General features: G+C 70.4%; 25 protein-coding genes. 13 read left to right on the top strand and 12 right to left on the bottom strand.

Going from position 1 to position 23,893, the window contains the following annotated elements:
- Nucleotides 1–89: 89 nt before the first annotated feature.
- Together EXU32_RS14175 and EXU32_RS14170 are read right to left on the bottom strand one after the other, a co-directional pair.
- Nucleotides 90–551, bottom strand: coding sequence for a HEPN domain-containing protein (locus EXU32_RS14175; protein WP_130630482.1), 462 nt, complete (start codon nt 549–551; stop codon nt 90–92).
- Complete coding sequence (locus EXU32_RS14170) at nt 548–1,135, bottom strand: MarR family transcriptional regulator (protein WP_130630481.1); 588 nt, start codon at nt 1,133–1,135, stop codon at nt 548–550. The genes EXU32_RS14175 and EXU32_RS14170 overlap by 4 nt, the downstream gene beginning before the upstream one ends.
- Nucleotides 1,136–1,181: 46 nt before the next feature.
- On the opposite strand from EXU32_RS14170, the gene EXU32_RS14165 reads away from it, so the two are divergent.
- Entirely contained in the window at nt 1,182–1,544 is a 363-nt protein-coding gene (locus EXU32_RS14165) for an AMP-binding enzyme (protein ID WP_347400279.1), read from the top strand.
- A gap of 176 nt (nt 1,545–1,720) precedes the next feature.
- Here EXU32_RS14165 and EXU32_RS17235 read toward each other — a convergent pair whose 3' ends face one another.
- The 3 genes from EXU32_RS17235 to EXU32_RS14155 form a co-directional block, all read right to left on the bottom strand.
- Nucleotides 1,721–1,867 (bottom strand): hypothetical protein, encoded by a 147-nt coding sequence (locus EXU32_RS17235; protein WP_165399690.1) that lies wholly within the window; start codon nt 1,865–1,867, stop codon nt 1,721–1,723.
- A complete protein-coding gene (locus EXU32_RS14160) occupies nt 1,864–2,190 on the bottom strand; it encodes a nucleotidyltransferase family protein (protein WP_130630480.1) in 327 nt (108 codons plus the stop codon). The genes EXU32_RS17235 and EXU32_RS14160 overlap by 4 nt, the downstream gene beginning before the upstream one ends.
- Before the next feature lie 110 nt (nt 2,191–2,300).
- The gene (locus tag EXU32_RS14155) at nt 2,301–3,956 is read right to left on the bottom strand and encodes an ABC1 kinase family protein (RefSeq protein ID WP_130630479.1); all 1,656 of its coding nucleotides are present in this window, start codon (nt 3,954–3,956) and stop codon (nt 2,301–2,303) included.
- Nucleotides 3,957–4,019: 63 nt separating this feature from the next.
- Here EXU32_RS14155 and purS point away from each other — a divergent pair, with 63 nt between their 5' ends.
- From purS to EXU32_RS14135, 4 genes are read left to right on the top strand one after another with little or no spacing between them, the layout of a single operon-like run.
- On the top strand, nt 4,020–4,310 hold the full coding sequence (purS, locus tag EXU32_RS14150; RefSeq protein WP_055998215.1) for a phosphoribosylformylglycinamidine synthase subunit PurS: 291 nt from the start codon (nt 4,020–4,022) through the stop codon (nt 4,308–4,310).
- On the top strand, nt 4,307–4,978 hold the full coding sequence (purQ, locus tag EXU32_RS14145; RefSeq protein WP_130630478.1) for a phosphoribosylformylglycinamidine synthase subunit PurQ: 672 nt from the start codon (nt 4,307–4,309) through the stop codon (nt 4,976–4,978). Before purS ends, purQ begins: the two co-directional genes overlap by 4 nt.
- A complete protein-coding gene (gene purL / locus EXU32_RS14140; RefSeq protein WP_130630477.1) occupies nt 4,975–7,242 on the top strand; it encodes a phosphoribosylformylglycinamidine synthase subunit PurL in 2,268 nt (755 codons plus the stop codon). Before purQ ends, purL begins: the two co-directional genes overlap by 4 nt.
- A 1-nt stretch (nt 7,243) precedes the next feature.
- Entirely contained in the window at nt 7,244–7,909 is a 666-nt protein-coding gene (locus EXU32_RS14135; RefSeq protein ID WP_130630476.1) for an HAD family hydrolase, read from the top strand.
- 132 nt (nt 7,910–8,041) lie between these two features.
- On the opposite strand, the gene EXU32_RS14130 is transcribed toward EXU32_RS14135, so the two are convergent.
- Both EXU32_RS14130 and EXU32_RS14125 read right to left on the bottom strand, forming a co-directional pair.
- Nucleotides 8,042–8,857 carry a spermidine synthase gene (locus tag EXU32_RS14130; RefSeq protein WP_130630475.1) on the bottom strand — a complete coding sequence of 272 codons (816 nt, stop codon included), beginning with the start codon at nt 8,855–8,857 and terminating at the stop codon, nt 8,042–8,044.
- An 80-nt stretch (nt 8,858–8,937) separates the two neighbouring features.
- Complete coding sequence (locus EXU32_RS14125) at nt 8,938–11,241, bottom strand: bifunctional metallophosphatase/5'-nucleotidase (RefSeq protein ID WP_130630474.1); 2,304 nt, start codon at nt 11,239–11,241, stop codon at nt 8,938–8,940.
- Between the two features lie 144 nt (nt 11,242–11,385).
- Between EXU32_RS14125 and EXU32_RS14120 the strand changes: the two genes are divergently transcribed.
- On the top strand, nt 11,386–11,772 hold the full coding sequence (locus EXU32_RS14120; RefSeq protein ID WP_242612800.1) for a sterol carrier family protein: 387 nt from the start codon (nt 11,386–11,388) through the stop codon (nt 11,770–11,772).
- Here EXU32_RS14120 and EXU32_RS14115 read toward each other — a convergent pair.
- The gene (locus EXU32_RS14115) at nt 11,769–12,827 is read right to left on the bottom strand and encodes a Gfo/Idh/MocA family protein (RefSeq protein ID WP_242612799.1); all 1,059 of its coding nucleotides are present in this window, start codon (nt 12,825–12,827) and stop codon (nt 11,769–11,771) included. The two genes, EXU32_RS14120 and EXU32_RS14115, sit on opposite strands and share 4 nt — an antisense overlap.
- Nucleotides 12,828–12,849: 22 nt before the next feature.
- On the opposite strand from EXU32_RS14115, the gene EXU32_RS14110 reads away from it, so the two are divergent.
- From EXU32_RS14110 to EXU32_RS14095, 4 genes are all read left to right on the top strand, one after another.
- The gene (locus EXU32_RS14110; protein ID WP_130630472.1) at nt 12,850–13,083 is read left to right on the top strand and encodes a hypothetical protein; all 234 of its coding nucleotides are present in this window, start codon (nt 12,850–12,852) and stop codon (nt 13,081–13,083) included.
- Between the two features lie 181 nt (nt 13,084–13,264).
- The gene (gene purF, locus EXU32_RS14105) at nt 13,265–14,791 is read left to right on the top strand and encodes an amidophosphoribosyltransferase (protein ID WP_130630471.1); all 1,527 of its coding nucleotides are present in this window, start codon (nt 13,265–13,267) and stop codon (nt 14,789–14,791) included.
- Nucleotides 14,788–15,903 carry a phosphoribosylformylglycinamidine cyclo-ligase gene (gene purM / locus EXU32_RS14100; protein WP_130630470.1) on the top strand — a complete coding sequence of 372 codons (1,116 nt, stop codon included), beginning with the start codon at nt 14,788–14,790 and terminating at the stop codon, nt 15,901–15,903. Before purF ends, purM begins: the two co-directional genes overlap by 4 nt.
- Nucleotides 15,904–15,923: 20 nt before the next feature.
- Nucleotides 15,924–16,511: a helix-turn-helix transcriptional regulator gene (locus EXU32_RS14095; protein ID WP_130630469.1), complete on the top strand. Its 588-nt coding sequence runs from the start codon at nt 15,924–15,926 to the stop codon at nt 16,509–16,511.
- 41 nt (nt 16,512–16,552) lie between these two features.
- Here the strand turns inward: EXU32_RS14095 and EXU32_RS14090 are convergent, their stop codons facing one another.
- The gene (locus tag EXU32_RS14090; protein ID WP_055998253.1) at nt 16,553–16,750 is read right to left on the bottom strand and encodes a DUF3073 domain-containing protein; all 198 of its coding nucleotides are present in this window, start codon (nt 16,748–16,750) and stop codon (nt 16,553–16,555) included.
- A gap of 201 nt (nt 16,751–16,951) precedes the next feature.
- Between EXU32_RS14090 and EXU32_RS14085 the strand changes: the two genes are divergently transcribed.
- The gene (locus tag EXU32_RS14085) at nt 16,952–18,094 is read left to right on the top strand and encodes a glycosyltransferase family 4 protein (RefSeq protein WP_165399689.1); all 1,143 of its coding nucleotides are present in this window, start codon (nt 16,952–16,954) and stop codon (nt 18,092–18,094) included.
- On the opposite strand, the gene EXU32_RS17655 is transcribed toward EXU32_RS14085, so the two are convergent.
- From EXU32_RS17655 to EXU32_RS14070, 3 genes are read right to left on the bottom strand one after another with little or no spacing between them, the layout of a single operon-like run.
- On the bottom strand, nt 18,080–19,843 hold the full coding sequence (locus EXU32_RS17655; protein ID WP_165399688.1) for an ATP-binding cassette domain-containing protein: 1,764 nt from the start codon (nt 19,841–19,843) through the stop codon (nt 18,080–18,082). The genes EXU32_RS14085 and EXU32_RS17655 overlap by 15 nt on opposite strands.
- Nucleotides 19,836–20,741: an ABC transporter permease gene (locus tag EXU32_RS14075; RefSeq protein ID WP_130630467.1), complete on the bottom strand. Its 906-nt coding sequence runs from the start codon at nt 20,739–20,741 to the stop codon at nt 19,836–19,838. The genes EXU32_RS17655 and EXU32_RS14075 overlap by 8 nt, the downstream gene beginning before the upstream one ends.
- Nucleotides 20,738–21,997: a nucleotide sugar dehydrogenase gene (locus tag EXU32_RS14070; protein ID WP_130630466.1), complete on the bottom strand. Its 1,260-nt coding sequence runs from the start codon at nt 21,995–21,997 to the stop codon at nt 20,738–20,740. The genes EXU32_RS14075 and EXU32_RS14070 overlap by 4 nt, the downstream gene beginning before the upstream one ends.
- Nucleotides 21,998–22,113: 116 nt before the next feature.
- On the opposite strand from EXU32_RS14070, the gene EXU32_RS14065 reads away from it, so the two are divergent.
- On the top strand, nt 22,114–23,208 hold the full coding sequence (locus EXU32_RS14065) for a glycosyltransferase (RefSeq protein ID WP_130630465.1): 1,095 nt from the start codon (nt 22,114–22,116) through the stop codon (nt 23,206–23,208).
- The gene (locus EXU32_RS14060; protein ID WP_130630464.1) at nt 23,208–23,882 is read left to right on the top strand and encodes a hypothetical protein; all 675 of its coding nucleotides are present in this window, start codon (nt 23,208–23,210) and stop codon (nt 23,880–23,882) included. Before EXU32_RS14065 ends, EXU32_RS14060 begins: the two co-directional genes overlap by 1 nt.
- The last annotated feature ends 11 nt before the right edge of the window (nt 23,883–23,893 follow it).

Here is a 23,893-nt window from a genome sequence, read left to right as displayed (position 1 = left end):
CGGGACCTCGGTGTCGCGACCAACCGCAACCGGAGCGTCGCCGAGCTCGCGCGCCGCTGGGGATGCTCGGCATCGCCTTCCGTGGCGGGTCAGTCGTAGGTCGTGAGGACCTTCTGGGTGATGAGCTGCTCGGCAGCGTCCACGATTGCCTCCGCGCGGGTGATGGCGCGCGCGGACTCCTCGGAGCTGGAGAAGTCCTCGGCGGATGTGGGGTAATCGAGCTCGTTGCGACGTTGACGCAGTCGCCGGTAGTCCTTGAAGACCGGAAACTGTGCGTTGAGAGCACGTTCGATGGCGACATGCCCACCAGCGCTCGTCGCGCGCAGGTTCTGCTCGGCCAGCACGGCCATGCCCGCGTGCTTGGCGGCGTCGTAGGCGGTGGTGTAGGCGGTCACCGGGTCGTCCTCGAGCAGCATGCGAGCCGACCTGAGCTGCTGCCGAGCTCGTCCGATCAGGGCTCCCACGCCCGTGTCTGCCCCGGCCCGGCGTTCGATGCGACGGTTGGCCAGCAGTTCGTCGATGACATCCCGTCCTGTCTGCCACGGGCTCATGTCGCGGTCTCCTCACCAATGATCAGGACTGCATCGGCCTTCGCAGTGACGACGAGGGCATCATCAGCCTGCGACCACGACGACGCGGAGCGGACGACCGCATTCACTGGAATGCCGAGCCGCTCGCCGGCACGGTCTGCGGCCTCATAGACCTCGTCACGGTCCGGTGCCCCGACGACCATGACGTCGATGTCTCCGGGCTCCGGTCCGAGCTCACCGTGGTAGCGGCGCGCCCAAGAGCCGTAGATGTAGACGGCGACGGTCGCGTGGATTGTGGCGAACTCCTCGCGCACCACATGCTCGGGGCCGAAGGTCACGAGCAACAACTGGGCCAGCGCCTTCGCTGCGTGAGAGTCGGTGTTGGCCCGAAGCAGTCGTGTACGGCCTACTCGACGATCGTGGATGAGTCCGGCGTCGACGAGACGCTCGACATCAGCGTGGAGTGCGCCCGTGCTCACCCCGAGTTGTGTCGCCAGTTCCGTGAGTGACGGCTCACTGTCGGGGCCGTGAAAGAGCCGGGCGAGGAGTCTGGCCTGCCGTTGGGAGCGGAAGATCGGCATCAGTGCCGGGGCTTCGTTTCTCATGACCCAAGTATATGTTTGATTAATGAGAAAATACAGGTCCTGACCCTTGACGTCGGAGCCTGCGCGGGCTCGGCCGGGTCGCAGCCCGCAGATCGCCGCCGGCTACTGGCGCAACGAGGCCAAGACCGCCGAGGCCTTCGCCGGTGGCTGGTTCCACTCCGGTGACCTGGCCGTCGCCGACGACGAAGGGAGGATCACGATCGTCGACCGCAAGAAGGACATGATCAAGACCGGTGGCGAAAATGTCGCCTCCCGCGAGGTCGAAGAGGCGATCTACACCCACCCAGATGTCGCCGAGGTCGCCGTCTTCGCGCTGGCCGACCCCAAGTGGATCGAGATCCTCACCGAGCTGCCCAAGAACCCGAGCGGGAAGATCCTCAAGCGGGAGCTGCGCGAGCGCTTCAGCTGACGCCGACCTGCGTTGCCTTCCTCCGCGCGATCAACCTCGGGGCGAAGCGAGAGTTCTCCACGGCGGACGTCCTGCGGGGCCAGTCGTCTTCGTCCCGCAGCGGGGATGAGCTCGACCGTTCACCAGCGAGCGGCGTGAGAGTCACTCGTCGCTGGCGAGTGCATCGTCCAAGGTCGTCAGGTGCCGATCACGGCCAGGTTGCGCAAGACCGCGTCGGAGGCCATCTGGCCGAGGTCCGGCAAACCCAGGTGCTCCTCGTAGGACCGGCAGCGAGGGATGGCGGATCGGATGTCCGAGACCCGGTCTGCATCGGAGCGACTCATACGGCGACTGATTCTGCCGCGGCAGCGGCGGAGACCACGTCCCGGAGCAGCTCGGGGGCGACCACGTCGACCTTGGTGCCGAGCAGTCGGGACATCTCCTCGGCGATCCCCGAGACGCGAAGGAGGGGGTTTCCCGCCCCTGGAGTGAGCTGCACGAGGATGTCCACGTCGCTGTCGTTCTTGGCCTCTCCACGGGCGACGCTTCCGAAGAGGCGGGGGTCGGTGGCCGCGTACCTCGCAAGGATCGCGGCGATCTCGTCCGCGTGCTGGTCCAGCGCAGCGCGAACCTGCGCGGAAGCCGCCGTCGGGACAGATCTGGACATGACCTCAGCCCATCCGGGCCGAGACCCGGGGGACCGGGTTCGAGAGGGCAACTGGACTCGCCCCGGTCGCGACGATCCTGCCGCCGCTCACGAGGTCGGCCGCGTGCGCTCTATTCCTCGTCCTGTGACGGATGGCTGCGCGCGACCGCCCGGTCGGTGAGCAGGATGTGCACCGCCAGTGCGACGGCGGCCAGCACGGCGACGCTGAAGAAGACCATCGCGATCGCGGGGAAACCGAGGATGCGTGCGTCGGTCTCGACGCGCATCATCATCGCCGCGCCGATGATCGTCGCCGCGATGATCAGGCCGAGGGTCAGTCGGTTGCCGACTCGCTGGAGCACGAGGTGCAGGCGCTGCTCGTCGATTGCGTCGACCCGTACCCGCATCTCGCCGCGGGCGAGGGTGTCGAGGATCCGGTTGGCCCGCTTGGGCAGCTGCGCGGTGAACTCCTTGGCCTCGATGGCGGCGGTGAGCAGCCCGCCGGGCGTGACCTTGAGCGAGGAGACGAAGATGTCGGACACGTTGTCCCGGATCGCGTCGGCGGGGGAGAAGTCCGGGTCGAGGTGCACGGTCGTCTGGTCGAGGTTGAGCAATGCCTTGCCGATCATGGCCATCTCGGCCGGGGGTCGCAGGCCATGGACCCCGGAGAGACGCGACAGCTCCACGAGGAGACGACCGGCTTGCAGGTCGGAGCCGCTGGCGACCGCCTCGCTCACGAGGTGCGCCACGTCGTCGCGGAAGGCCGCGGCATCGTGGTCATCCAGCGGGTGGCCCATGTCGGCCAGGACCGCTGCGGCCTCCTCGCCCTCGCCGTCGTTGATCGCGAGGAGGAGCTTGGTGACGTGCGCCTGCACCCGCTGGGGCACGGTCGCGACCATCCCGAGGTCCAGCAGGGCCAGGCGCCCGTCGTCGGTGACGAGCAGGTTGCCCGGGTGGGGGTCGGCGTGGAGCACCCCGTCGTCGAGGATCATCCGTAGGTAGCAGTGGAAGAGCTGCTCGACGAGTGGGCGGGCGTCGAGGTCGATGAGCGCCAACGGACCGAGGTCGGTGACCTTGCGCCCCTCGATGTGGTCCATCGTCAGGACGCGGGTCGTCGTCAGCTGCATCACCGGCTCGGGCACGACGAGCCGGTCGTGCTCGGAGGTCAGCTCGATGAAGCGCAGCAGGTTGCGCGCCTCGCGGCGGTAGTCGAGCTCGTCGACGAGCGAACGACGGAACTGGCGCAGCAGCTGGTTGAGGCCGTAGGAGCGACCGATGCTCGTGTGCTTGTCCGCGAGGCCGGTGACGGTGTCCAGGGCGTCCATGTCGCCGCGGACGGTCTCCCGCACGTCGGGGCGCTGCACCTTGACGACGACGTCCCGACCCGAGCGGGTGGTCGCGCGGTGGACCTGCCCGAGCGAGGCCGCCGCGAGCGGCTCCTCGTCGAAGGTGGCGAAGAGGTCCTTGATCCGTGCCCCGAGCTCGTCCTCGACGATCTCGCGCACCCGCTCGAAGGGGAAGGGCTCCACCGAGTCCTGCAGCCGGGTGAGGGCCTCGGTGTAGGCCGGCGGCAGCAGGTCGAAGCGGGTGGAGAGCAGCTGGCCGAGCTTGATGTAGGTCGGCCCCATCGCCTCGAGGTCGGCCGCGAAGGCCTCCGCCCCCTTCGCGTCGGAGTCCGCCACCCCCTCGTCGGCGTCGAAGTCGTCCTGCTGCGCGCCGGCGAAGAGATCGCCCCGCCCATGACGAAGGAGGAGGCGCACGAGGTCGGAGTACCGGCTGCTGCTCATGGGGTCATCCTGCCCAACTAGACTCGCCCCCGGACGCACCCCCTTCGCACCAGGAGACACCCCGTGGGACGCATCGTCGTCGACGTCATGCTCAAGCCCGAGATCCTCGACCCCCAGGGTCAGGCCGTCCGCGGGGCACTGCCCCGGCTGGGCCTGGACCAGTTCACCGACGTGAGGCAGGGCAAGCGCTTCGTCCTCTCCGTCGACGGTGAGGTCACCGACGAGCACCTTGCCAAGGCCCGCGAGGCCGCCGAGACGCTCCTGTCCAACCCCGTCATCGAGGACGTCGTCAACGTCCACGAGCTGACGAGCGACGAGCCGGAGCAGGCGCCGATCACCGGGGCGGGCGCGTGAAGATCGGCGTCGTCACCTTCCCCGGCAGCCTCGACGACTCCGACGCCCGCCGCGCCGTGCGCATCGCCGGCGGCGAGGCCGTCGAGCTGTGGCACGGTGACGCGGACCTGCGCGGCGTCGACGCCGTCGTCATCCCCGGCGGCTTCTCCTACGGCGACTACCTGCGCGCCGGGGCCATCGCCCGCTTCGCCCCGGTCATGACCGAGGTCATCACGGCGGCGAAGGGCGGCATGCCGGTCCTCGGCATCTGCAACGGCTTCCAGATCCTCACCGAGTCGCACCTGCTGCCCGGGTCGATGATCCAGAACGACCACCGCACCTTCCGCTGCCAGGACCAGGTCCTGCGGGTGGAAAATGCGAGCAGCGCCTGGACCAACGGTTTCGAGGTCGACCAGGAGATCACCGTCGTGCTGAAGAACCAGGACGGCCAGTTCGTCGCCGACGAGGACACCCTCGACCGGCTCGAAGGGGAGGGACAGGTCGCCTTCCGCTACCTCGGCACCAACCCCAACGGCTCCTCCCGTGACATCGCCGGCATCACCAACGAGCGCGGCAACGTCGTCGGGCTCATGCCGCACCCCGAGCACGCCGTCGAGGAGGGCTTCGGCCCGAGCCTGGACGGCCGCACCTTCTTCACGTCCGTCCTGCAGCAGGTGGTGTCCGCATGAGCACCCTCGACACCGTCACCCAGGCCGGCCAGACCCCTGACGTGCAGCAGCCGTGGGCCGACCTCGGCCTCAAGCAGGACGAGTACGAGCGCATCGTCGCCATCCTCGGGCGTCGCCCCACGAGCGCCGAGCTGGCCATGTACTCCGTCATGTGGTCGGAGCACTGCAGCTACAAGTCGTCCAAGGTGCACCTGAAGCGCTTCGGTGACCTGCCCTCCGAGACGCCGCTGGGCAAGACCCTCGCCGGCATCGGTGAGAACGCGGGCGTCATCGACATCGGTCAGGGCTGGGCGGTGACCTTCAAGGTCGAGTCCCACAACCACCCGAGCTATGTCGAGCCCTACCAGGGCGCGGCCACCGGCATCGGCGGCATCGTCCGCGACATCATGGCGATGGGCGCCCGCCCGATCGCCGTCATGGACCCCCTTCGCTTCGGCGCCATCGACCACCCCGACACCGCCCGGGTCCTGCCCGGCGTCGTCAAGGGCATCGGCGGCTACGGCAACTCCCTGGGCCTGCCCAACATCGGCGGCGAGATCGTCTTCGACGACTGCTACCAGGGCAACCCGCTCGTCAACGCCTTGTGCGTCGGCTCCCTTCGTCACGAGGACCTGCACCTGGCCAATGCCACGGGCGCGGGCAACAAGATCGTGCTCTTCGGCGCCAAGACCGGCGGCGACGGCATCGGCGGTGTCTCGATCCTCGCGTCCGAGACCTTCGACGAGGGCGGCCCCGCCAAGCGGCCCGCCGTCCAGGTCGGCGACCCCTTCGCGGAGAAGGTGCTCATCGAGTGCTGCCTCGACCTCTACGCCGCCGGCGTCGTCGAGGGCATCCAGGACCTCGGGGGAGCGGGCCTGTCCTGCGCCACCTCCGAGCTCGCCTCCGCCGGTGACGGCGGCATGAGCATCGAGCTCGACCTCGTCCCGCTGCGCGACTCCACGCTCTCCCCCGAGGAGATCCTGATGTCGGAGTCGCAGGAGCGGATGATGGCGGTCGTCGCGCCCGACAAGCTCGACGCCTTCCTCGAGATCACCGGCCGCTGGGACGTCGAGGCCGCCGTCCTCGGTGAGGTCACCGAGGGTGACCGTCTCGTCGTCACCTGGCACGGCGAGACCATCGTCGACGTGCCGCCGCGCTCCGTGGCCCACGACGGCCCGGTCTACGAGCGTCCGATCGCCCGGCCGGAGTGGCTCGACGCGGTGCAGGCCGACTCGAGCGACTCCCTTCCCCGCCCCGCGGACCTGGGCGCGGACCTCCTGGCACTGCTCGCCTCGCCCAACATCTGTGACAAGTCCTGGGTCACCAACCAGTACGACCGCTACGTGCTGGGCAACACCAAGCGCGCCATGCCGCACGACTCCGGCGTCGTGCGCGTCGACGAGGAGTCCGGCCTCGGCGTCGCGCTCTCGACCGACTGCAACGGCCGCTTCGGCCGGCTCGACCCCTACGCCGGCGCGCAGCTGGCGCTGGCCGAGTCCTACCGCAATGTCGCGACCTCCGGCGCGCTGCCGCTGGCCGTCACGGACTGCCTCAACTTCGGCTCGCCCGAGGACCCGGCCGTCATGTGGCAGTTCCAGCAGGCCATCGGCGGGCTCTTCGACGCCTGCCTCGAGCTGGGCATCCCGGTGACAGGCGGCAACGTCTCCTTCTACAACCAGACCGGTGAGACGGCGATCCACCCGACGCCCGTCGTCGGGGTCCTCGGTGTCATCGACGACGTGTCGACGGCCGTGTCCTCCGGCTTCGGGGCGAAGGGGGAGATCGTCCTCCTCCTCGGCGAGACCCGCGACGAGCTCGATGGTGGCGAGTGGGCGCACGCGCTGCACGGCCACCTCGGCGGCCAGCCGCCGAAGGTCGACCTCGCCGCGGAGAAGGCGCTCGCCGACTTCTTCGTCGACGCGGTGCGGCGTGGCGTGCTGACCAGCTCGCACGACCTGTCCGACGGTGGTCTCGCCGTGACGCTGGCGGAGTCGGTCATGACCGGTGGCACGGGTGCCTCGGTCGACCTGTCGCCGGTCCTCCAGCGCGACGGCGTCGATGCCTTCACCGCGCTGTACTCGGAGTCCACCGCCCGGGCCCTGGTCACCGTGCGCTCCGAGGCCGACCTGGCCACCGTCGTCGGCATCGCCGAGACCCACGGTGTCCCGATCGCCCGCCTCGGCAGCACCGACGGCGACCGGCTCAAGGTCAAGGACGTCCTCGACCTGACGATCGAGGACATGCGAGCAGCCCACACCGGCACGATGCGGCAGTACTTCGGCTGACATGGCTGCTCAGTGGTTGGTCGTCTTCGACTGCGACGGCGTGCTCGTCGACAGCGAGCGACTCAACGTGCGCACCTGGACCGGCATGATGCGTGACGCCGGGGTGGACTTCACCGAGGCCGATGCGGTCGAGACCTTTGTCGGCAAGGCCTACAAGGACAACCGCGTCACCCTCGCCGAGCTCACCGGCGCCGTGCCCGATGCCGAGTGGGAGCGAGCCTGGCGGGCGGAGTTCCATCGCAGCCAGGAGGAGCTGGAGCCGGTCCCGGGCGCGGCGGAGGCCGTCGCAGCCGTCCAAGAGCTCGGGTGCGATGTCTGCGTCGCCTCGGGGTCGCTCCTGGCGGCGATCGGGACCAAGCTCGGGCGCACGGGCATGGACGGGCTCTTCCCCGAGCGGGCGCGGTTCAGCGCCGAGCAGGTGGAGCACGGCAAGCCGGCCCCCGACGTCTTCCTCCTGGCGGCCGCCGAGATGGGCTTCGACCCGGAGCGCTGCATCGTCGTCGAGGACAGCCGGGCCGGCATCGAGGCGGCCGTGGCTGCGGGCATGCCCGTCGTGGGCTACCGCAGCGACATGACCCCGACGGGCTGGCTCGACGAGGCCAGCGCCGTCATCGACGACATGGCGGACCTGCCGTCGGTCGTCTCCCGCCTGGCCGCGCTGGGCTGAGTGCGGCTCCGGCACGCACCACGAGGTGTGTGTGGCGGCTCCGGCCGTGACTCGCGGGGTGAATCGCGATGCATGGCATGAGTCACGGCCGGAGCGGCGGAGACGATCCTCCGTGCTGCCCGACGATGCCGGTCAGCGCACCCGCCACTGGCCCGGGTCGGGAGCCGAGGGCGAAGGGCGGGACTCACCGTCGGTGAGTGCCCGACCGGTGGACGTCCGCTTGGCCAGCGCCGCCCCGGCGAGGACGCCCGAGGGGAAGGGCCAACGGCCGACCTGCCGCCGGACCTCGTCGACGTCGAGCGGTCGGTGCGCGGCGACGAGCACCGAATTGCCGTAGCGGCGTCCCTTGATGACATCGCGCATGGCGATCAGCGCAACGCTCCCGGTGGGGCCGAAGGCGGCCCGTAGCCCCGCCACCACGTCGGCGAGATGACGCCAGTTGGGCTCGTCGGGGGAGTTCATCAACAGCACGCCGTCGGGGCGCAGCACGCGCGCGGCGTGGGTGAAGAACTCGAGCGTCTGCAGATCGGCGGGGACCCTCCCTTCGTCGAAGGCGTCCACGACCACCGCGTGCGCGGAGGCGTCCTTGAGCGCCTCGACACCGGGCCGCCCGAGCTGTGGCCGCACCCGGATGCGGTGCCCGCGGGGGAGCGGCAGCTCCGCACGGACGGTCGCGGTGAGCGCCTCGTCGGGCTCGAGGACGATCTGCGGCGAGCCCGGCCGGGTGGCCTGGACCCAGCGCGGCAGGGTCAGGCCGGCGCCGCCCACGTGCGTGACGCCGACCGGGTCGGGCCCGGGGAAGACCGCGTCGAGCACTGCCGCCATGTGCTGCACGTACTCGAAGACGAGGTGGTCTGGGTCGTCGACGTCGACATGGCTCTGCGGGTGCCCGTCGCGCATCACCGTCACGCCGCCGTGCTCGTCCGGGACCAGCTCCACTGTCGCCATGGCGACACCTTCACACACGACGAAGGGAGGCACGCACCCGACGGTGCGCGCCTCCCTTCGGCATGGAGCCGGGCCAGACGTCAGTGGCGACGTCCCGCGGTGCGGCGAACGCCCGCGAGGGCCAGCGCGATGCCGGCCGCGAGGAGCAGGCCGAGACCCGAGCCGGCGATCCCGGCGTCCATCGGACCACTCGGACGGTCGGTCTCGACGACCGGGCCGGTCACGTCGTCGTCGCTCGTGGACGTCGCCGTCCCGGAGCCGGACGTGCTCGTGGAGGTCGCGGTACCGCTCGTGCTGGTGCCGCTGCCCGAGGTGCTGGTGCTGGTGCTGGTGCTGGTGCCCGAGGTGCTGGTGCCAGAGGTGCTCGTCGACGTCGACGCGCCCGCGGTGACGGTCACCGGCAGGCTCGCCTCGGTGCCACCCGGCGAGGTGACGACGCGCAGCGTCGCCGCGCCCGCCGTCAGGCCGTCCGGCACCGTGAAGGTGATGTCCGCGCTCCCGTTGCGGGTCGGGACGCCGTCGATGAGGCCCGCGGTGACCGGGAAGGTGCCGACCGACGTGTCGCCCACGAAGACCTCGACCTCGGTGCTCGTCGGGGAGTCCACCGACGTCATGTCGAGGCCCGAGACGGTGAAGGAGACCTCGTCGCCCGCGGTGAGCTCGCTCGGCTGGCCCGAGACGGCCACCGCCTGCTTGCGGAAGTCCGGGTCGACGCTCGCGTTGCGCTCGAAGTAGCTGACGAAGGCGTCGGTGTCGATCAGGCCGGTGTCCTTGGCGTTGGTACCCTCCTGCAGCACGGTGAAGTTGTCACCGCCACCGATGAGGAAGGACCCGGACGCGAGCGTGTAGGTCGCGGCCTCGTCGATCGGCTGGCCGTCGACGGCCACGGAGGTGATGTGGCTGCCCGCGGCGGCGTCGGGGTCGTAGGTGTAGGTGATGTTGTCCGACAGGCCCAGCTTGAGGAAGGGCCGCGAGCTGCCCTCGGGCTGCCACTGCTGCTCGAGCAGCGTGATGAACTGCGCGCCGGTGACCTCGACGGTCATCATCGTGTTGGCGAAGGGGTTGATCGACGCCGCCTCGGCGTAGGTGACCTCGCCGGGCGCCTCGTCGCCGGTGGGGGCGTAACGCAGCTCGTCACGCAGGCCGCCGGGGTTCATGATCCCGATGTCGGCGCCGGGACGACCCGGCTGGTTGAGCGCGTCGAGCCAGATGTCGGCGGTGAGGTTGCCCAGGGTCGACTCGCGCTGCCGGTCGTCACGACCGCCGTCGGTCTTGACCGCGGTCGTGATGTCGTCGGACACCTCGCCGATGACCGTCTTGCCCAGGACCGCGGCGTCGGCGACGGCGTCGTCGACGATCTGTGCGGCCGACGTGTAGGCCGCGTCGGCCTCGCACTCGGGCGTCACGGCGCCGGTCGGGACATTGGTCACCGAGTACTGGGTGACCTTGCGGGTCGCAGGGTCGAAGCCGAGCTGCACCTGACCGAGGTTGCTGGCGTAGGAGCCGGTCTGGATGATCGGGCGGGTCCCGCCGCCCGGCGCCGGCGCGTCCCACGCGTAGTCCATGTGGGTGTGGCCGGTGAAGATCGCGTCGACCTCGCCGGCGGTGTCCTGCACGATGTCGGCGAAGGCGCCGCCCGCGGCGACCTGCTGGGCGAGCGTGCTGCCATCGGCGCCGGCGGTCGCGCCCTCGTGGTACTCGGCGACGACGATGTCGGCCTCGCCGTTGGTCGCGTCACCGTCCTTGAGCTGTGCAGCGACGCGGTTGACCGCCTCGACCGGGTCGCCGAAGTCGAGACCGGCCACCCCCTGCGGGGAGACGAGCGAGGGGGTCTGCTGGGTGACCGCGCCGATGACGGCGACCTGCAGCCCGCTGACCTCGATGACCTCGTACTCCTGGAGCGCCGGGGTCGTGGTGCCGCGCTCGTAGACGTTGGCGCCGAGCTGGTCGAAGTCCGCCAGCTGGTCCACCCGACCGGTGAGGTCGGAGAAGCCGCGGTCGAACTCGTGGTTGCCCACCGCCGTGGCCTCGAGGCCGAGCGCGTTGAGGAAGCTGATCGTCGGCCCGTCCTCCTGCGAGGAGGAGGTGAAGGAGGAGGCCCCGATGCTGTCGCCGGCGGACAGCAGCGCGGTCGAGTCCGCGCCGAGCGCTGCGCGCGTGGAGACGACGGTGCAGGCGAAGCTCTTGCCCAGCTCGCCGGTGTTGTCGTCGTCGATGCGGCCGTGGAAGTCGTTGATGTTGAGCAGGTTGACCGTGGTCAGCCCCGGGTCGAGGGCGCCCGGGTCGACGGGGTCGGCAGCGTGGGCGGCTCCGGCGGTGGCGACGAGCGCGGTGATGGCACCGACCCCGACGAGCAGCGACGCGCCCCTCTTCTTCACGGACATGGGTTCCTCCCAGAACACAACGGTGTGACGTGCCCGACGAGGGGCATACCGGGGTGACTCTGCCGCACTCAGGAGACGGATGTGGGCTGAGCGGGGTCACGGATGTGGCGATCCGGTGAACGGTCGGGGTGGGAGGATGGGCCCGTGGCTGGACGACGTCGGATCCCCGTGGACGAGGGCTGGTCCGCGCTGCACGCGTGGTCGGCCGCCCAGGACCGCTCGGCGGTGGCGCGGGCGACGCTGGCGACAGCGGTGCGGCACACCGTCGCCGAGCTGGCCGACGCTGCCCCCGGCCGCAGCGTCGAGGTGCGGGTGCCCCCCTTCGCCGCAGTGCAGTGCGTGGCGGGACCGGTCCACACCCGCGGCACCCCGCCCGCCGTGGTCGAGACCGACCCGCAGACCTGGCTGGAGCTGGCCGTCGGTGACCTCACCTGGGCGGATGGTGTGGCCGAGGGCAGGGTCCGCGTCAGCGGTCAGCGCACGGACCTCTCCGCGCACTTCCCGCTCACCCGTCCACCCGCATCTCCTTAAGGTCGTGCGGGGCGAAGGGGGCCGAGCAGCTCCTCGACGACCTCCAGCAGGCGGACGGACTCGTCCAGCGGCATGACCGGTGACTCGCTCTCGCCGGCGGCGACCCGCAGGGCGACCTCGGCCGCCTCGTGGCGCAGCCCGCGGTGCTGCTCGATCGGGTCCCCGACCATCTCGTCGAGGACCCCGCCGTCGGCACCCACCAGCCGCATCGTCGTCGGCTGGTAGAACATCGTGTCCAGCTCCAGCCGCGCCCGGGTGCCGTTGACCGAGGCCGTCGTCGGGGAGGAGACGGACATGTCCGTCGCGAGGGAACCGACCGCGCCGGTGGGCCCCTGCACGACGAAGGCCAGCCGGCGGTCCACCCCGCGGTCGGTGAGCGAGCCCAGTCCCGCCGCGGAGGAGATGCCCCCGAGGACCAGCGAGGCGAAGGACAGCGGGTAGATCCCCAGGTCGAGCATCGCCCCACCGGCGAGGTCCGGGCTCGCCAGACGCTCCGGACCGTCCGGCCACAGCGGGATCGAGTGGTCGGCGAGCACGGTGCTGACCTCGCCGAGGATCCCGGCGTCCAGCACCTGCCGCATGACGTCGATGTGCGGGAGGAACCGGGTCCACATCGCCTCCATGCAGAAGACCTCGGCTGCTCGGGCGGCCGCGACGATCTGTGCGGCCTCGCCGGCGGTCGGCGCCATCGCCTTCTCGACGAGGACGTGCTTGCCGGCCGCGATCGCCAGGAGGGCGTGCTCGAGGTGCTCGCTGTGCGGGCTCGCGATGTAGACGACGTCGACCTGCGGGTCGGCGACGAGGGTCGCGTAGTCGCCGTGGGCCCGGGCACCCGGGGCATGATCGGCGACGAACTCCTGCGCGCGACGCAGGTCGCGCGAGCCGACGGCCACCACCTGCTGGCTGGTGCCGCGCAGGGCGTACGCCATCTCCGACGCGATCCACCCGGCACCCAGCAGCCCCCAGCGAAGGGAGGGCGCGCTCGCCGGGTCCGGCGTCCGAGCGGGCGGGAGCCTCATCTCCGGGACGTGGGCATGCGGGCGCTGGCTGCTCATGGGCTCAACCTACGATGGAGGGGTGAGTACCAAGCGCCCCCGGAGCAACCCCAAGCCACTTCCCTTCGTCGCGACCGGGGCGATCGTCGGCTTCATCGTCTTCGGTGTCATCTCGTGGATCGGGCCCAACCGCAACGAGGGCTTCGACATCACCTACGACCCGAGCGCGGCCCTGGGCTACATGAGCGTCCTCGGTCTGCTGCTGGGCGCCCTCGTCGGCGCGGTCGTGGTCGCGCTGCTCACCTACCGCAAGTAGAAGCACCCCTCCTCCGCATCTCCTTAAGGTCGTGCGCACCCGGGTGCGCACGACCTTAAGGAGATGCGCCTTCGGGTGCGCACGACCTCAAGGAGATGTGCCTTCGGGTGCGCGCGACCTCAAGGAGAGGGGAAGTGGAGGGGGACGCGGGGTAGTGCGCGCCTGTGGGAGACTGGTCCTCGTGCCACGCGGAGACGGAAACCTGTCCCATGACCTGCTGCCGGGCGAAAAGGGACCTCAAGACGCCTGCGGTGTCTTCGGCGTCTGGGCGCCCGGTGAGGATGTCGCCAAGCTGACCTACTACGGGCTGTACGCGCTGCAGCACCGTGGTCAGGAGTCGGCGGGCATCGCGACCTCCAACGGCAGGCAGATCCTCGTCTACAAGGACATGGGTCTGGTCTCCCAGGTCTTCGACGAGCGGAGCCTGTCCACCCTTCGTGGTCACATCGCCGTCGGCCACTGCCGCTACTCCACGACGGGTGGGTCGACGTGGGAAAATGCGCAGCCGACCCTCGGCGGGCACGAGACCGGCACGGTGGCCCTGGCGCACAACGGCAACCTGATCAACTCCGCAGAGCTGCGCGACCTCGTCGAGAGCCACGGCGACGAGATCCCCGGCGACGACGGCAAGATCCGCCGGATCACCGACGGCGAGCTGCGCCGCGGCAACACCTCGGACACCGCCCTGGTCACCGCGCTCCTGGCGCACGACGAGCACCAGTCCCTCGAGGACGCCGCGATGGAGCTGCTGCCCAAGCTGCGCGGCGCGTACTGCTTCGTCTTCATGAACGAGAACACCCTCTACGCCGCGCGCGACCCCCAGGGTCTGCGCCCGCTGGTCATCGGTCGCCTCGAGCGCGGCTGGGTCGTGGCCTCCGAGACCGCGGCCCTCGACATCGTCGGCGCCTCCTTCGTCCGTGAGATCGAGCCGGGCGAGCTGGTCACCATCGACGAGGACGGCCTGCGGACCCAGCAGTTCGCCGAGCCGGCCCGCAAGGGCTGCGTCTTCGAGTACGTCTACCTCGCCCGTCCCGACACGACGATCAACGGCACGACCGTCCACGAGGCCCGGGTCGAGATGGGCCGCACCCTCGCCCGCGAGCACCCGGCCGAGGCCGACCTGGTCATCGCGACGCCCGAGTCGGGGACCCCCGCGGCGATCGGCTACGCGCAGGAGTCGGGCATCCCCTTCGGCCAGGGGCTGGTCAAGAACGCCTATGTCGGGCGCACCTTCATCCAGCCGAGCCAGACCATCCGCCAGCTCGGCATCCGGCTCAAGCTCAACCCGCTGCACCACGTGATCAAGGGCAAGCGCCTGATCATCGTCGACGACTCCATCGTGCGCGGCAACACCCAGCGGGCGGTCGTGCGGATGCTGCGCGAGGCCGGCGCGGCCGAGGTGCACGTGCGCATCTCCTCCCCACCGATCAAGTGGCCCTGCTTCTTCGGCATCGACTTCGCCACCCGCGCGGAGCTGATCGCCACCGGGCTCGGGGTCGACGAGATCCGTACGTCGCTCGGGGCCGACTCGCTGGGCTACATCAGCGAGGACGGCATGATCGCCGCGACAGACCAGTCCCGCGACGAGCTGTGCACCGCCTGCTTCTCCGGCACCTACCCGATGGAGCTGCCGAGCGAGGACCGCCTCGGCAAGTCCCTGCTCGAGCTCGAGTTCACCCCGACCGAAGAGGCGGTACGCCGACCGTGACCCAGCAGACCCCGATCACCTATGCCGACGCCGGCGTCGACGTCGAGGCCGGCGACAAGGCCGTCGACCTGATGAAGGAGTCGGTGCGCCGCGCCACCCGCCCGGAGGTCCTCGGGGGCCTGGGCGGCTTCGCCGGCATGTTCGACGCCAGCGCGCTGCAGGGCATGCGCCACCCGGTCCTGGCGACCTCCACCGACGGGGTGGGGACCAAGGTCGCCATCGCGCAGGCGCTGGACCGTCACGACACGATCGGGCAGGACCTCGTCGGCATGGTCGTCGACGACATCGTCGTGTGCGGTGCCGAGCCGCTCTTCATGACCGACTACATCGCGACCGGCAAGGTCGTCCCGGAGCGCATCGCGGCCATCGTCGCCGGCATCGCGAAGGGGTGCGAGCTCGCCGGTGTGGCGCTCGTCGGCGGCGAGACCGCGGAGCACCCCGGTCTGCTCGACCCCGACGAGTACGACGTGGCGGGCGCCGCCACCGGTGTCGTCGAGCGCGACGAGGTCCTCGGCCCGGACCGCGTGGCCGCCGGCGACGTCGTCCTGGCCTTCGCCTCGTCCGGCCTGCACTCCAACGGCTACTCGCTCGTGCGCCGGGTCATCGCCTCGGCCGGTTGGGAGCTCGACCGGCAGGTCGACGAGCTCGGCCGCACGCTCGGCGAGGAGCTCCTGGAGCCCACTCGCATCTACACCAAGGCACTGCTCGACCTGGTCCGTGCCGACGACGTCGACGTGCACGCGCTCAGCCACGTCACCGGTGGTGGGCTCGCTGCCAACCTCGCCCGGGTGCTGCCCGAGGGCACCTTGGCCCGGGTCGACCGCGCCACGTGGACGCCCCCGCCGATCTTCTCGCTCGTCGGGCAGCTCGGAGCGGTCCCGCGCACTGATCTCGAGCGCACGCTCAACATGGGCATCGGCTTCGTCGCGGCGCTGCCGCAGGAGTCCGTCGACGCCGCGATCGCGCGCTCCACGGCGGCCGGCATCGATGCGTGGGTCCTCGGTGAGGTCTCCGACGCCGCCACGACCCGCCCGCAGGAGGGCATCGAGGTCGTCCAGGGGGCGAAGGGAGTGCACGGCGGCGCCGTGCAGGTCGTCGGGGAGCACGCCTGAGACCCGTCACGCGGGTCCTCGTGGCCGATGCCGACGAGTCCCGCTGCCAGGCGCTCGTCGCGGTGCTTGGCGCCGAGCCCGATCTCGAGGTCACGACGCCGGCTGCGACCCTCGTCGAGGTCGCCTCGACCCCGGCCACGGATGTCGTGGTCCTGCTCGGGGGGCTGGACGTGGGCCAGGGCCCGCTGGACGTGCTGCGTCACCCGCGGCGTCGGGCGGACGTGGCCTGGATCGTGCTGATGCACGACGTGGGTGCCGCGGACGAGCTGCTCGGGTCCGGAGCGCACGGGTGCGTGGCGGACTCGAGCACACCGCTGCAGATCGGTGCGGCGATCCGGGCCGCAGCCCGCGGTGAGGTCGCCGAGACGGATCAACCCGTGACGGGACCACTGGTGCAGCGGGTGCGACGAGAGGTCCCACCGCTGACCGATCGGGAGGTGGAGGTGCTGCGTCTCGTGGCTGCCGGTCTGGGCAACCAGGAGATCGCAGAGCACCTCTACCTCAGCCTGTCAGCGGTGAAGTCGCACCTGTCGCACACGTACGGACGGCTCGGGGTGCGGCACCGCGACGCGGCGGCCGCCGAGGCGCGTCGTCAGGGGTTGATCTGACTCAGGGAGTGAGCTGACCCTGTGGGTCAGTCGATGCCACGTCACCGCTGTGGCGGGGACCAGTCGTCGTAGTCGTCCGGGTCCGCGTCGCGGGCGTCATCGTGCGTCGCACGTGTCGCCGGCTTGGTGGACTGACCGTGAAGTTCCGACTCCAGCGCCCGCAGATCGGTGTCCGGCGAGTAGTACTTCAGCTCGCGGGCAACCTTGGTCTGCTTTGCTTTCGCTCGGCCGCGCCCCATGGCGTGACCCCCTCATACGCTAGTGCGGGTCGGCGCTGATCCTCCTGCCGCTCCCGTGGGATTGGCAGAACTACCAGAGCGGACCCGGATCTGTGTGGTTTCTCGTGATGCCAACGGTACATGAGTCGGAGCGCTTCCGTTCCATCGGTCCGTGCCACGCGACGTAGGATCGGCCCGACGGAGGGGACGGAGGGAGCAGCAGTGACCGACAACGCACCCGGGCGGCCCTTGCGCGCCCTCGTCGTGACCGTCGTGCACCACCCTCAGGACTCCAGGATCCGGCACCGCGAGATCGCCGCGTTGCTCGATGCGGGGTGGCAGGTGACCTATCTGGCGCCGTTCAGCGCCCACGCCGTGGTGGTCCCCGCACCCGAGGGCGGCCTGACCTGCGTGGATCTGCCGCGCGCGACTGGACGCGAGCGCGTGGGCGCGGCGCGCGCTGCCCGGGCCCAGGTGCGTCGACTGGCCCCAGAGCACGATGTCATCGTCGTCCACGACCCCGAGCTGCTCATCGCCACAGCAGGACTGCGCCTGGACCACCTCGTGTGGGATGTCCACGAGGACCCCGCCGGTGCGCTCGCCGTCAAGGACTGGCTGCCCCGCCCCCTTCGTCGTCCCGTCGCGGGTGCCTGGCGGGCTGCGGAGCGCCTCGTGGAGCGACGCCACCCGCTGCTGCTGGCCGAGCACGCCTACGCCGACCGGTTCCGCCGGGAGCACGTCGTCGTGCCCAATGCGGTGGTCATCCCCCGGTCCGTCCCCGCAGCCGGCGGTGCCCGCCTGATCCACGTCGGCAACCTCACCCGCGCGCGCGGCAGCGAGCTCATGGTCGAGGGGGCACGCCTGGCGCATGCGGCCTCGGCCGGCGAGATCACCCTCGAGGTCGTCGGTCCGGCGCGTGACGAGGCCTCGCGCGTCGCCATGGAGGCGGGTGTCGCGGAGGGCGTGGTCGTCTGGCACGGCTTCCAGCCGGCCGAGCAGGCGATGGCCACGATCGACGGGGCGCTGGCGGGCCTGTCCCTCCTGCGCGACCTGCCCAACTATCGGGGGTCCATGCCGACCAAGGTCGTCGAGTACCTGGCCCACGGCGTCCCCGCCATCACGACGCCGTTGCCGCTGGCGCGCGGGATCGTCGCGGAGGCCGATGCGGGAGTCGTCGTGCCCTTCGACGACCCGCAGGCGGTGGCAGATGCCGCGCTCCGGCTGTGGCGGGCTCCTGAGCAGGCAGCGGCCATGGGGGAGCGCGGCCGTGAGCTCGTGCGCGAGCGGTACGACTGGGCGAAGGGGGGCGCGGCCTTTGTCGAGGCGCTCACCGACGTCGCGGGCGAGCGCTCACCCCGTCGCTGACTCGCCCTCGGAGCGCGCGACGACCTCGCCCAGCGCCGTGCGCACCCGCAGGGGCAACGCCGTCGGGGAGGCCGCGAGGATGATGTGCCGCGGCTCCAGCCGCGTGAGGATCTCGTCGTAGACGCGCGGCACCCGGTTGGTGGTGCACAGCAGGAGCGCCCGGTCGGTGGACACCGCGGCGACCACGGCGGTGAGGAGCTCGACCGACGACTTGCCCACGACCATGATCTCGCCACCGGGCTCGTGGTCGTCCCACAGGGAGGCGACGAGAGCCTGTGGCCCGTTGATCGTGGGGAACTCGATCGTGGCTCCGGTGGCAGCGCGCAGGGCCTCGATGGTCTCCGAGGACCAGTCCTCCTCGTTGCCGCTGACGAGCAGCCGCTGCGGGGAGAGGCCGGCCAATGCGTCGACGAGCTGCTGGGGCGGGGTGCCGGCCTCGTCGCAGGCCACGACGAACTGGCCCGCGGTGGCGGCGGCCAAGGAGACGGCCGGGTTGCGGCCGGCGCTGTGCGACGGCGTGATGTGCACGGTCGAGGGGTCCGCCGGCGGAAAGGCGCGCAGCAGCTCGACCGAGGTCTGGGCCGCGTCGTCGCTGCCCATGCGCTCAGCGCGCCCACCGACGATCTCCTGGATCCGCTCGAAGCTGTCGGCATTGACCAGCTCGTCTCCGCCGACGACGATGACGCGCTCTGGCGAGAGCCCGGCGAGGTCCTCGCGGGTCGTCGACGGCACCGTCCCGGGACGTACCCACATGATCGGCCAGCCGAGCTGAGCGGCGATTGGGACGACGATCCGGGCGGCGGCCAGCCGGTGAACGCTCACGATGAAGCAACCCCCCACCCCCGGCTGGAAGTTTTGGCGGACGATGTGTGCGGCCGTCTGGAATCGGTTGGCCCCCGCCCATCGGGTCGTCCCGGGGACGTCGGCTTCCTTGGGTGGGGTGTTCTTCTTCGAGGACTTCTTCTTCGGCAGGGTCTCCTCGTAAGCCTCGAGCACCTGGTCCACCGGCCCGTCCATGATCAGTTGGCCGTGGTCCATCCACATTGCTCGGTCGCACATCTGACGGATGCTGGAGTTCGAGTGCGACACGAGGAAGACCGTGCCGGCCTCCTTGCGGATCTCCGCGATGCGGGCAGCGCTCTTGGCCCGGAAGTCGGCGTCACCGGTGGCCAGCGCCTCGTCGATCATCAGCACGTCCGGGGCCGCGGCGGTCGAGATGGCGAAGCGCAGCCGGGCGGCCATACCCGATGAGTAGGTGCTCATCGGCAGATAGACGGCGTCGCCGATGCCGGAGAACTCGACGATGTCGTCGAAGCGCTCGGCGATCTCGGCCCTGGAGAGGCCTAGAGCCTGGGCGCCGATCTGGATGTTGCGCTCACCGCTGAGCTTGTTCATCAGGACCGCGTTGACGCCCAGGAGCGAGGGCTCACCGGCGACCCACAGCCGGCCGCCGGCCGGGGGGATGAGTCCGGCGACCGCACGCAGCAGGGTCGACTTGCCCGAGCCATTGCGACCGATGATGCCGATCGACTCGCCGTGCCGGGCGATGAAGCTGACGTCTTTGACCGCGTGGATCTCGCGGATCTTGGGCTCGGGCCGTTGCTGGATCCGGTCGAAGAAGGACATGCCCCGCTGACCCATGGGGGTGCCGCGTCTCCCGCCGCCGTAGACGGTGTACTTCACGTCCAGGTGGTTGACGACGACCGTCGGGTCTGCTTGGGCGCCCGTTTCGTTGCTCTGCTCAGCCACGGCCGTACTTCGCCTCGTCTCGCCAGAAGATCACCAGTCCGACGGTGACCAGGATGATCGACCATGCGGCCATGATCAGCCAGTCCCGCGGGACGACCGCGTGCTGGGCGTCGGTGAGGAGCGCCTGGCGTCCGGTCGTGAGCATGAGCGAGAAGGGCTGGTAGATCAGGGCGTCCTGCACCACCTGGGGTTGGCCACTGACGTAGTGCGCTACCGGGAAGAAGACACCGGAGACGTAGCGCAGCAGGCGGACCACGACGGAGATCAGATTGCCCAGGTCGCGCGAGGCGTTGACGATCCGGGCGAAGATGAAGGCGACGCCGAGCAACGACATGCCCTGCATGAGCACTGCGACGGGGAAGAGCAGCCATTCCCAGTCAGGCGTCTCGCCCGTGATGAACATCAGGGCGAAGAGCAGGAGGAAGGCCGGAGTCGCAGCGAGCAGCTCCGTGAGCATCACCGACATGGGCAGGATCGCTCGGGGGAAGTGCAGTGCCCGCACCAAGGAGGTGTTGCTCGAGACGGATTTGGCCCCCTTGGTGAGGACCGACGAGGTGAAGGCGAACATGATGACGCCGATGGCCAGGAAGCCCACGAAGTTGGCGACTCCACCACGGGTGTTGAGCAGCACCCCGAAGATGAGGAAGTAGCTGCCGATGAGCAGCGCCGGGTTGAGCACCGCCCACAGCTGCCCCAGGTGGTTTCCTTCGTTCTGGGCACGCGACTGTGCGGACGAGAGGGTCCACAGGAAGGACCTGCGGTTCCACAGGTCGGACAGGTAGCGCCCGAACTGCGGACGCTCGCTGAGCGTCCGCAGTCCATGACGGGCCGCGAGGTCTGCGGCCTCCGTCGGTGTCAGTCTCGAGGGGAGAGAGGCCCGCTGGGGGGCCTCGGTCACAGTCGCTCGACCTTGTCGCTGTCCTCGGCCACGCCACGCGTGTCGAAGAACCGCTGCGACTTGCCAGCGAGGGCTTCGACGTCGAAGGTCTTGTGGTTCTGGACGAGGACGGTGAGGTCCGCGGCTGCGACGGCGGCGTCGAGGTCGTCGGCGCGGGCGGCCTCGGGGACGGCCTTCCAGTCCATCACCTTGGCGTCGAAGTACTGGACGCTCGCACCCTTGGCGAGGAGCTGCTGTGCCAGGGGCACCGCGGGCGACTCGCGCTGGTCGGCGATGTCCGGCTTGTAGGTCACGCCGAGGAGCAGGACGGTGGAGCCGCGCAGTGACTTGCTGTCCTCGTTGAGGATGTTCTGCGCACGCTGCACGACATAGGCCGGCATCGTCGCGTTGATCTCCTGCGCGAGCTCGACGAAGCGGAAGGGGTAACCCAGCTTGGCGCGCACGTTGTAGGAGAGGTAGTTGGGGTCGATCGGGATGCAGTGACCGCCGACGCCGGGCCCGGGGTAGAAGGCCTGGAAGCCGAAGGGCTTGGTCTTGGCCGCGTTGATGACGTCCCACAGGTCGATGTCGAGGTCGTGGCAGAAGCGCGCCATCTCGTTGACCAGGGCGATGTTGATGTGGCGGTACGTGTTTTCCAGGAGCTTGGCCGTCTCGGCCTCGCGGGTGCCCTTGGCGCGCACGACGGTGTCGACGAACTGGCCGTAGAAGGCCGCTGCCGCGTCACCGCAGGCGGGCGTGTGGCCACCGACGACCTTGGGGGTGTTCTTGGCGCCGTACTGCTCGTTGCCCGGGTCGATGCGCTCCGGGGAGAAGGCGAGGAAGAAGTCCTTGCCCGCGACGAGGCCACCGGCCTCGAGGGCCGGACGCACGACCTCGTCGGTCGTGCCCGGGTAGGTCGTCGACTCGAGGACGATCGTCTGACCTGCGTGCAGGTGCTCGGAGATCGTCTTGACGGCAGAGTTGATCGGGCCGAGGTCCGGGCCGCCGTCCTCGGAGAGCGGGGTCGGGACGCAGATGATGATGGTCTTGACCTCGTCGAGGCGGCTCGGGTCGGTGGTGGCCTCGAAGCCGGCGTCGAGCATCGCGCGGATGTCGTCGTCGGAGAGGTCGTCGATGTGCGAGACACCGGAGTTCAGTGCCTTGACGACACCCTCGTTGATGTCGAAGCCGAGGACCTTGACCCCGACGCGGGAGGCCTCCAGAGCGAGGGGAAGCCCGACGTACCCCTGGCCGATGATCGCGACGTCCATTGACATGCTGCTCCTTGATGCAGGTATGTGGCGTGTGGAGTGTACAGCCGCCGCCTTGTAGGGACGCTCAGCCACTCGACGGCTCGCCGATGTGGGGAGCCCTCATGACAGGATGCCTTGCCATGGGATCCGCTGCCGACAACGCGCCCGCACGAGTGGTCCTCATGTCGAGCAATGGCACGGGGATGGGGCACCTCACCCGGTTGCTGGCCTACGCGCAGGGCCTCGAGGGTGCCGACGTGCGGTTCCTGTCGATGTCCACGGCCGTCCCGGTCGTCGCCGCGATGGGCCACCGCTACGAGTACCTGCCCTCTCGGGGCAGCAGCGGGTTGCGGGCGGCGACCTGGCGCCGACTCTTCCTCGACCGGCTCGTCGAGTACCTGAGGCGGACCCGTCCCGATGTCGTCGTCTTCGACGGCACCCACCCATATGCAGGTATGGACCTCGCCCGTGAGGCCGTCCCCGGTGCCCGGTGGGTGTGGTCGCGCCGGGCCATGTGGCGCCCCGACCGCAATGTCGACCAGCTGGCCAAGGAGAGCTGGTTCGATCTCGTGCTCGAGCCCGGCGACCTCGCCCAGGCATCGGACCGTGGTGCCACGGTCGGTCGCAACGCGCGACGAGTGGGGCCGGTGACCCTCGTCGACACGGTCGACCTGCAGGATCGGGCCACCGCGCGGCGCGCGCTCGCACTGCCGGCCGAGGGCCCGCTCGCGCTGGTCTCCCTCGGCGCGGGCAACATCAACGACACGAGCGGTGACCTCGGCGCCGTCGTCGCGGGTCTGTCCGACCTGGGTGTGGGTGCGTGCGTGACGCAGGCCGAGATCGCCGGGCAGGCCGGCACGAGCCTGGACGTCCACCATGTGCGGGACTTCCCCATCAGCCGTCGGTTCGCGGCCTTCGACCTCGCGGTGAGCGCAGCGGGCTACAACTCCTTCCACGAGAACCTGCGCCTGGGCCTGCCGAGCCTGTTCGTGCCCAACACCCACACCAACCTCGATGATCAGGAGACCCGCGTGGAGCACGCTGTCCGCTCCGGGTGGGCGCTGGGCGCCACCGACCTGGCCTCCTCGTCGACGGGGTCGCTCCTGGCCGACCTGCTCGAGCGCGGGCCGCAGATGGCGGCGCTCGCCCGCGCGGCGGACCCCGGCAACGGCGCGCCCCAGGCCGCCGCGGTCATCCGAGAGCTGTTGTCCCTCCCTTCGTCCGGAGTCGCCTGATGAGCAGTGCCGCGCCACCCCCCAGCAGCAGGTTGAGCGCCCTGGCGCGCCGGGTCCGTTCGGCTCCCGGCTACCGCCGGGTGACCGACAGCGTGCTGCCGCGCATCCGAGGCAACGAGACCGTCGTGGACCTCCTGACCCGCCTCGTGGGCGAAGGGGGGCGCCTGGGTGGCTCCAGCCACCCCCTGGTCACGACGGCGGACGTGGACGTGGCCGGGGCGGACCGGTGGCCGATCGTCATCGTCACCCTCGACGACCCTGACGGGTCGCGGCCGGCGACGGTCGAGGAGGTCGAGGCCGTCGTGGCCGAGATCGGGCGGCTGCAGGTGCGGTTGCGCTGTTTCCGCGCCGTGTTCCTGGTCACGGGGGACGCCCTGGCGCCCGTGCGTCGGGCCGGTCACGCCGTCGAGCTCCTGCCTGATCCTGCCGACCTCGGCGATGGGCAGGCCGTGCGCCGCCACCGGGCACGGCGCGTCGTGTCCATGACCGACCACTACCGGGCCTGGCTCGTCCTGGATGTGCCGGTGTCGCAGGGGGCCGGGCTCACCCGCTCCCAGCGTGAGCTCCTCGAGGCACTGCCCGCCTATCTCGCCGACCAGCACGACCTGCACGATCTGCCGACGCTTCCGGGTGTCACCGACGAGGGTGGTACCGGCCGCGTGCCCGCCTCCTGACTCCCGGCGTG

The organism is Janibacter limosus (assembly GCF_004295485.1).
GTDB lineage: Bacteria > Actinomycetota > Actinomycetes > Actinomycetales > Dermatophilaceae > Janibacter > Janibacter limosus_A.
Note: the sequence above shows the minus strand (reverse complement) of the source record. Positions and strands in the feature narration are given on the sequence as shown.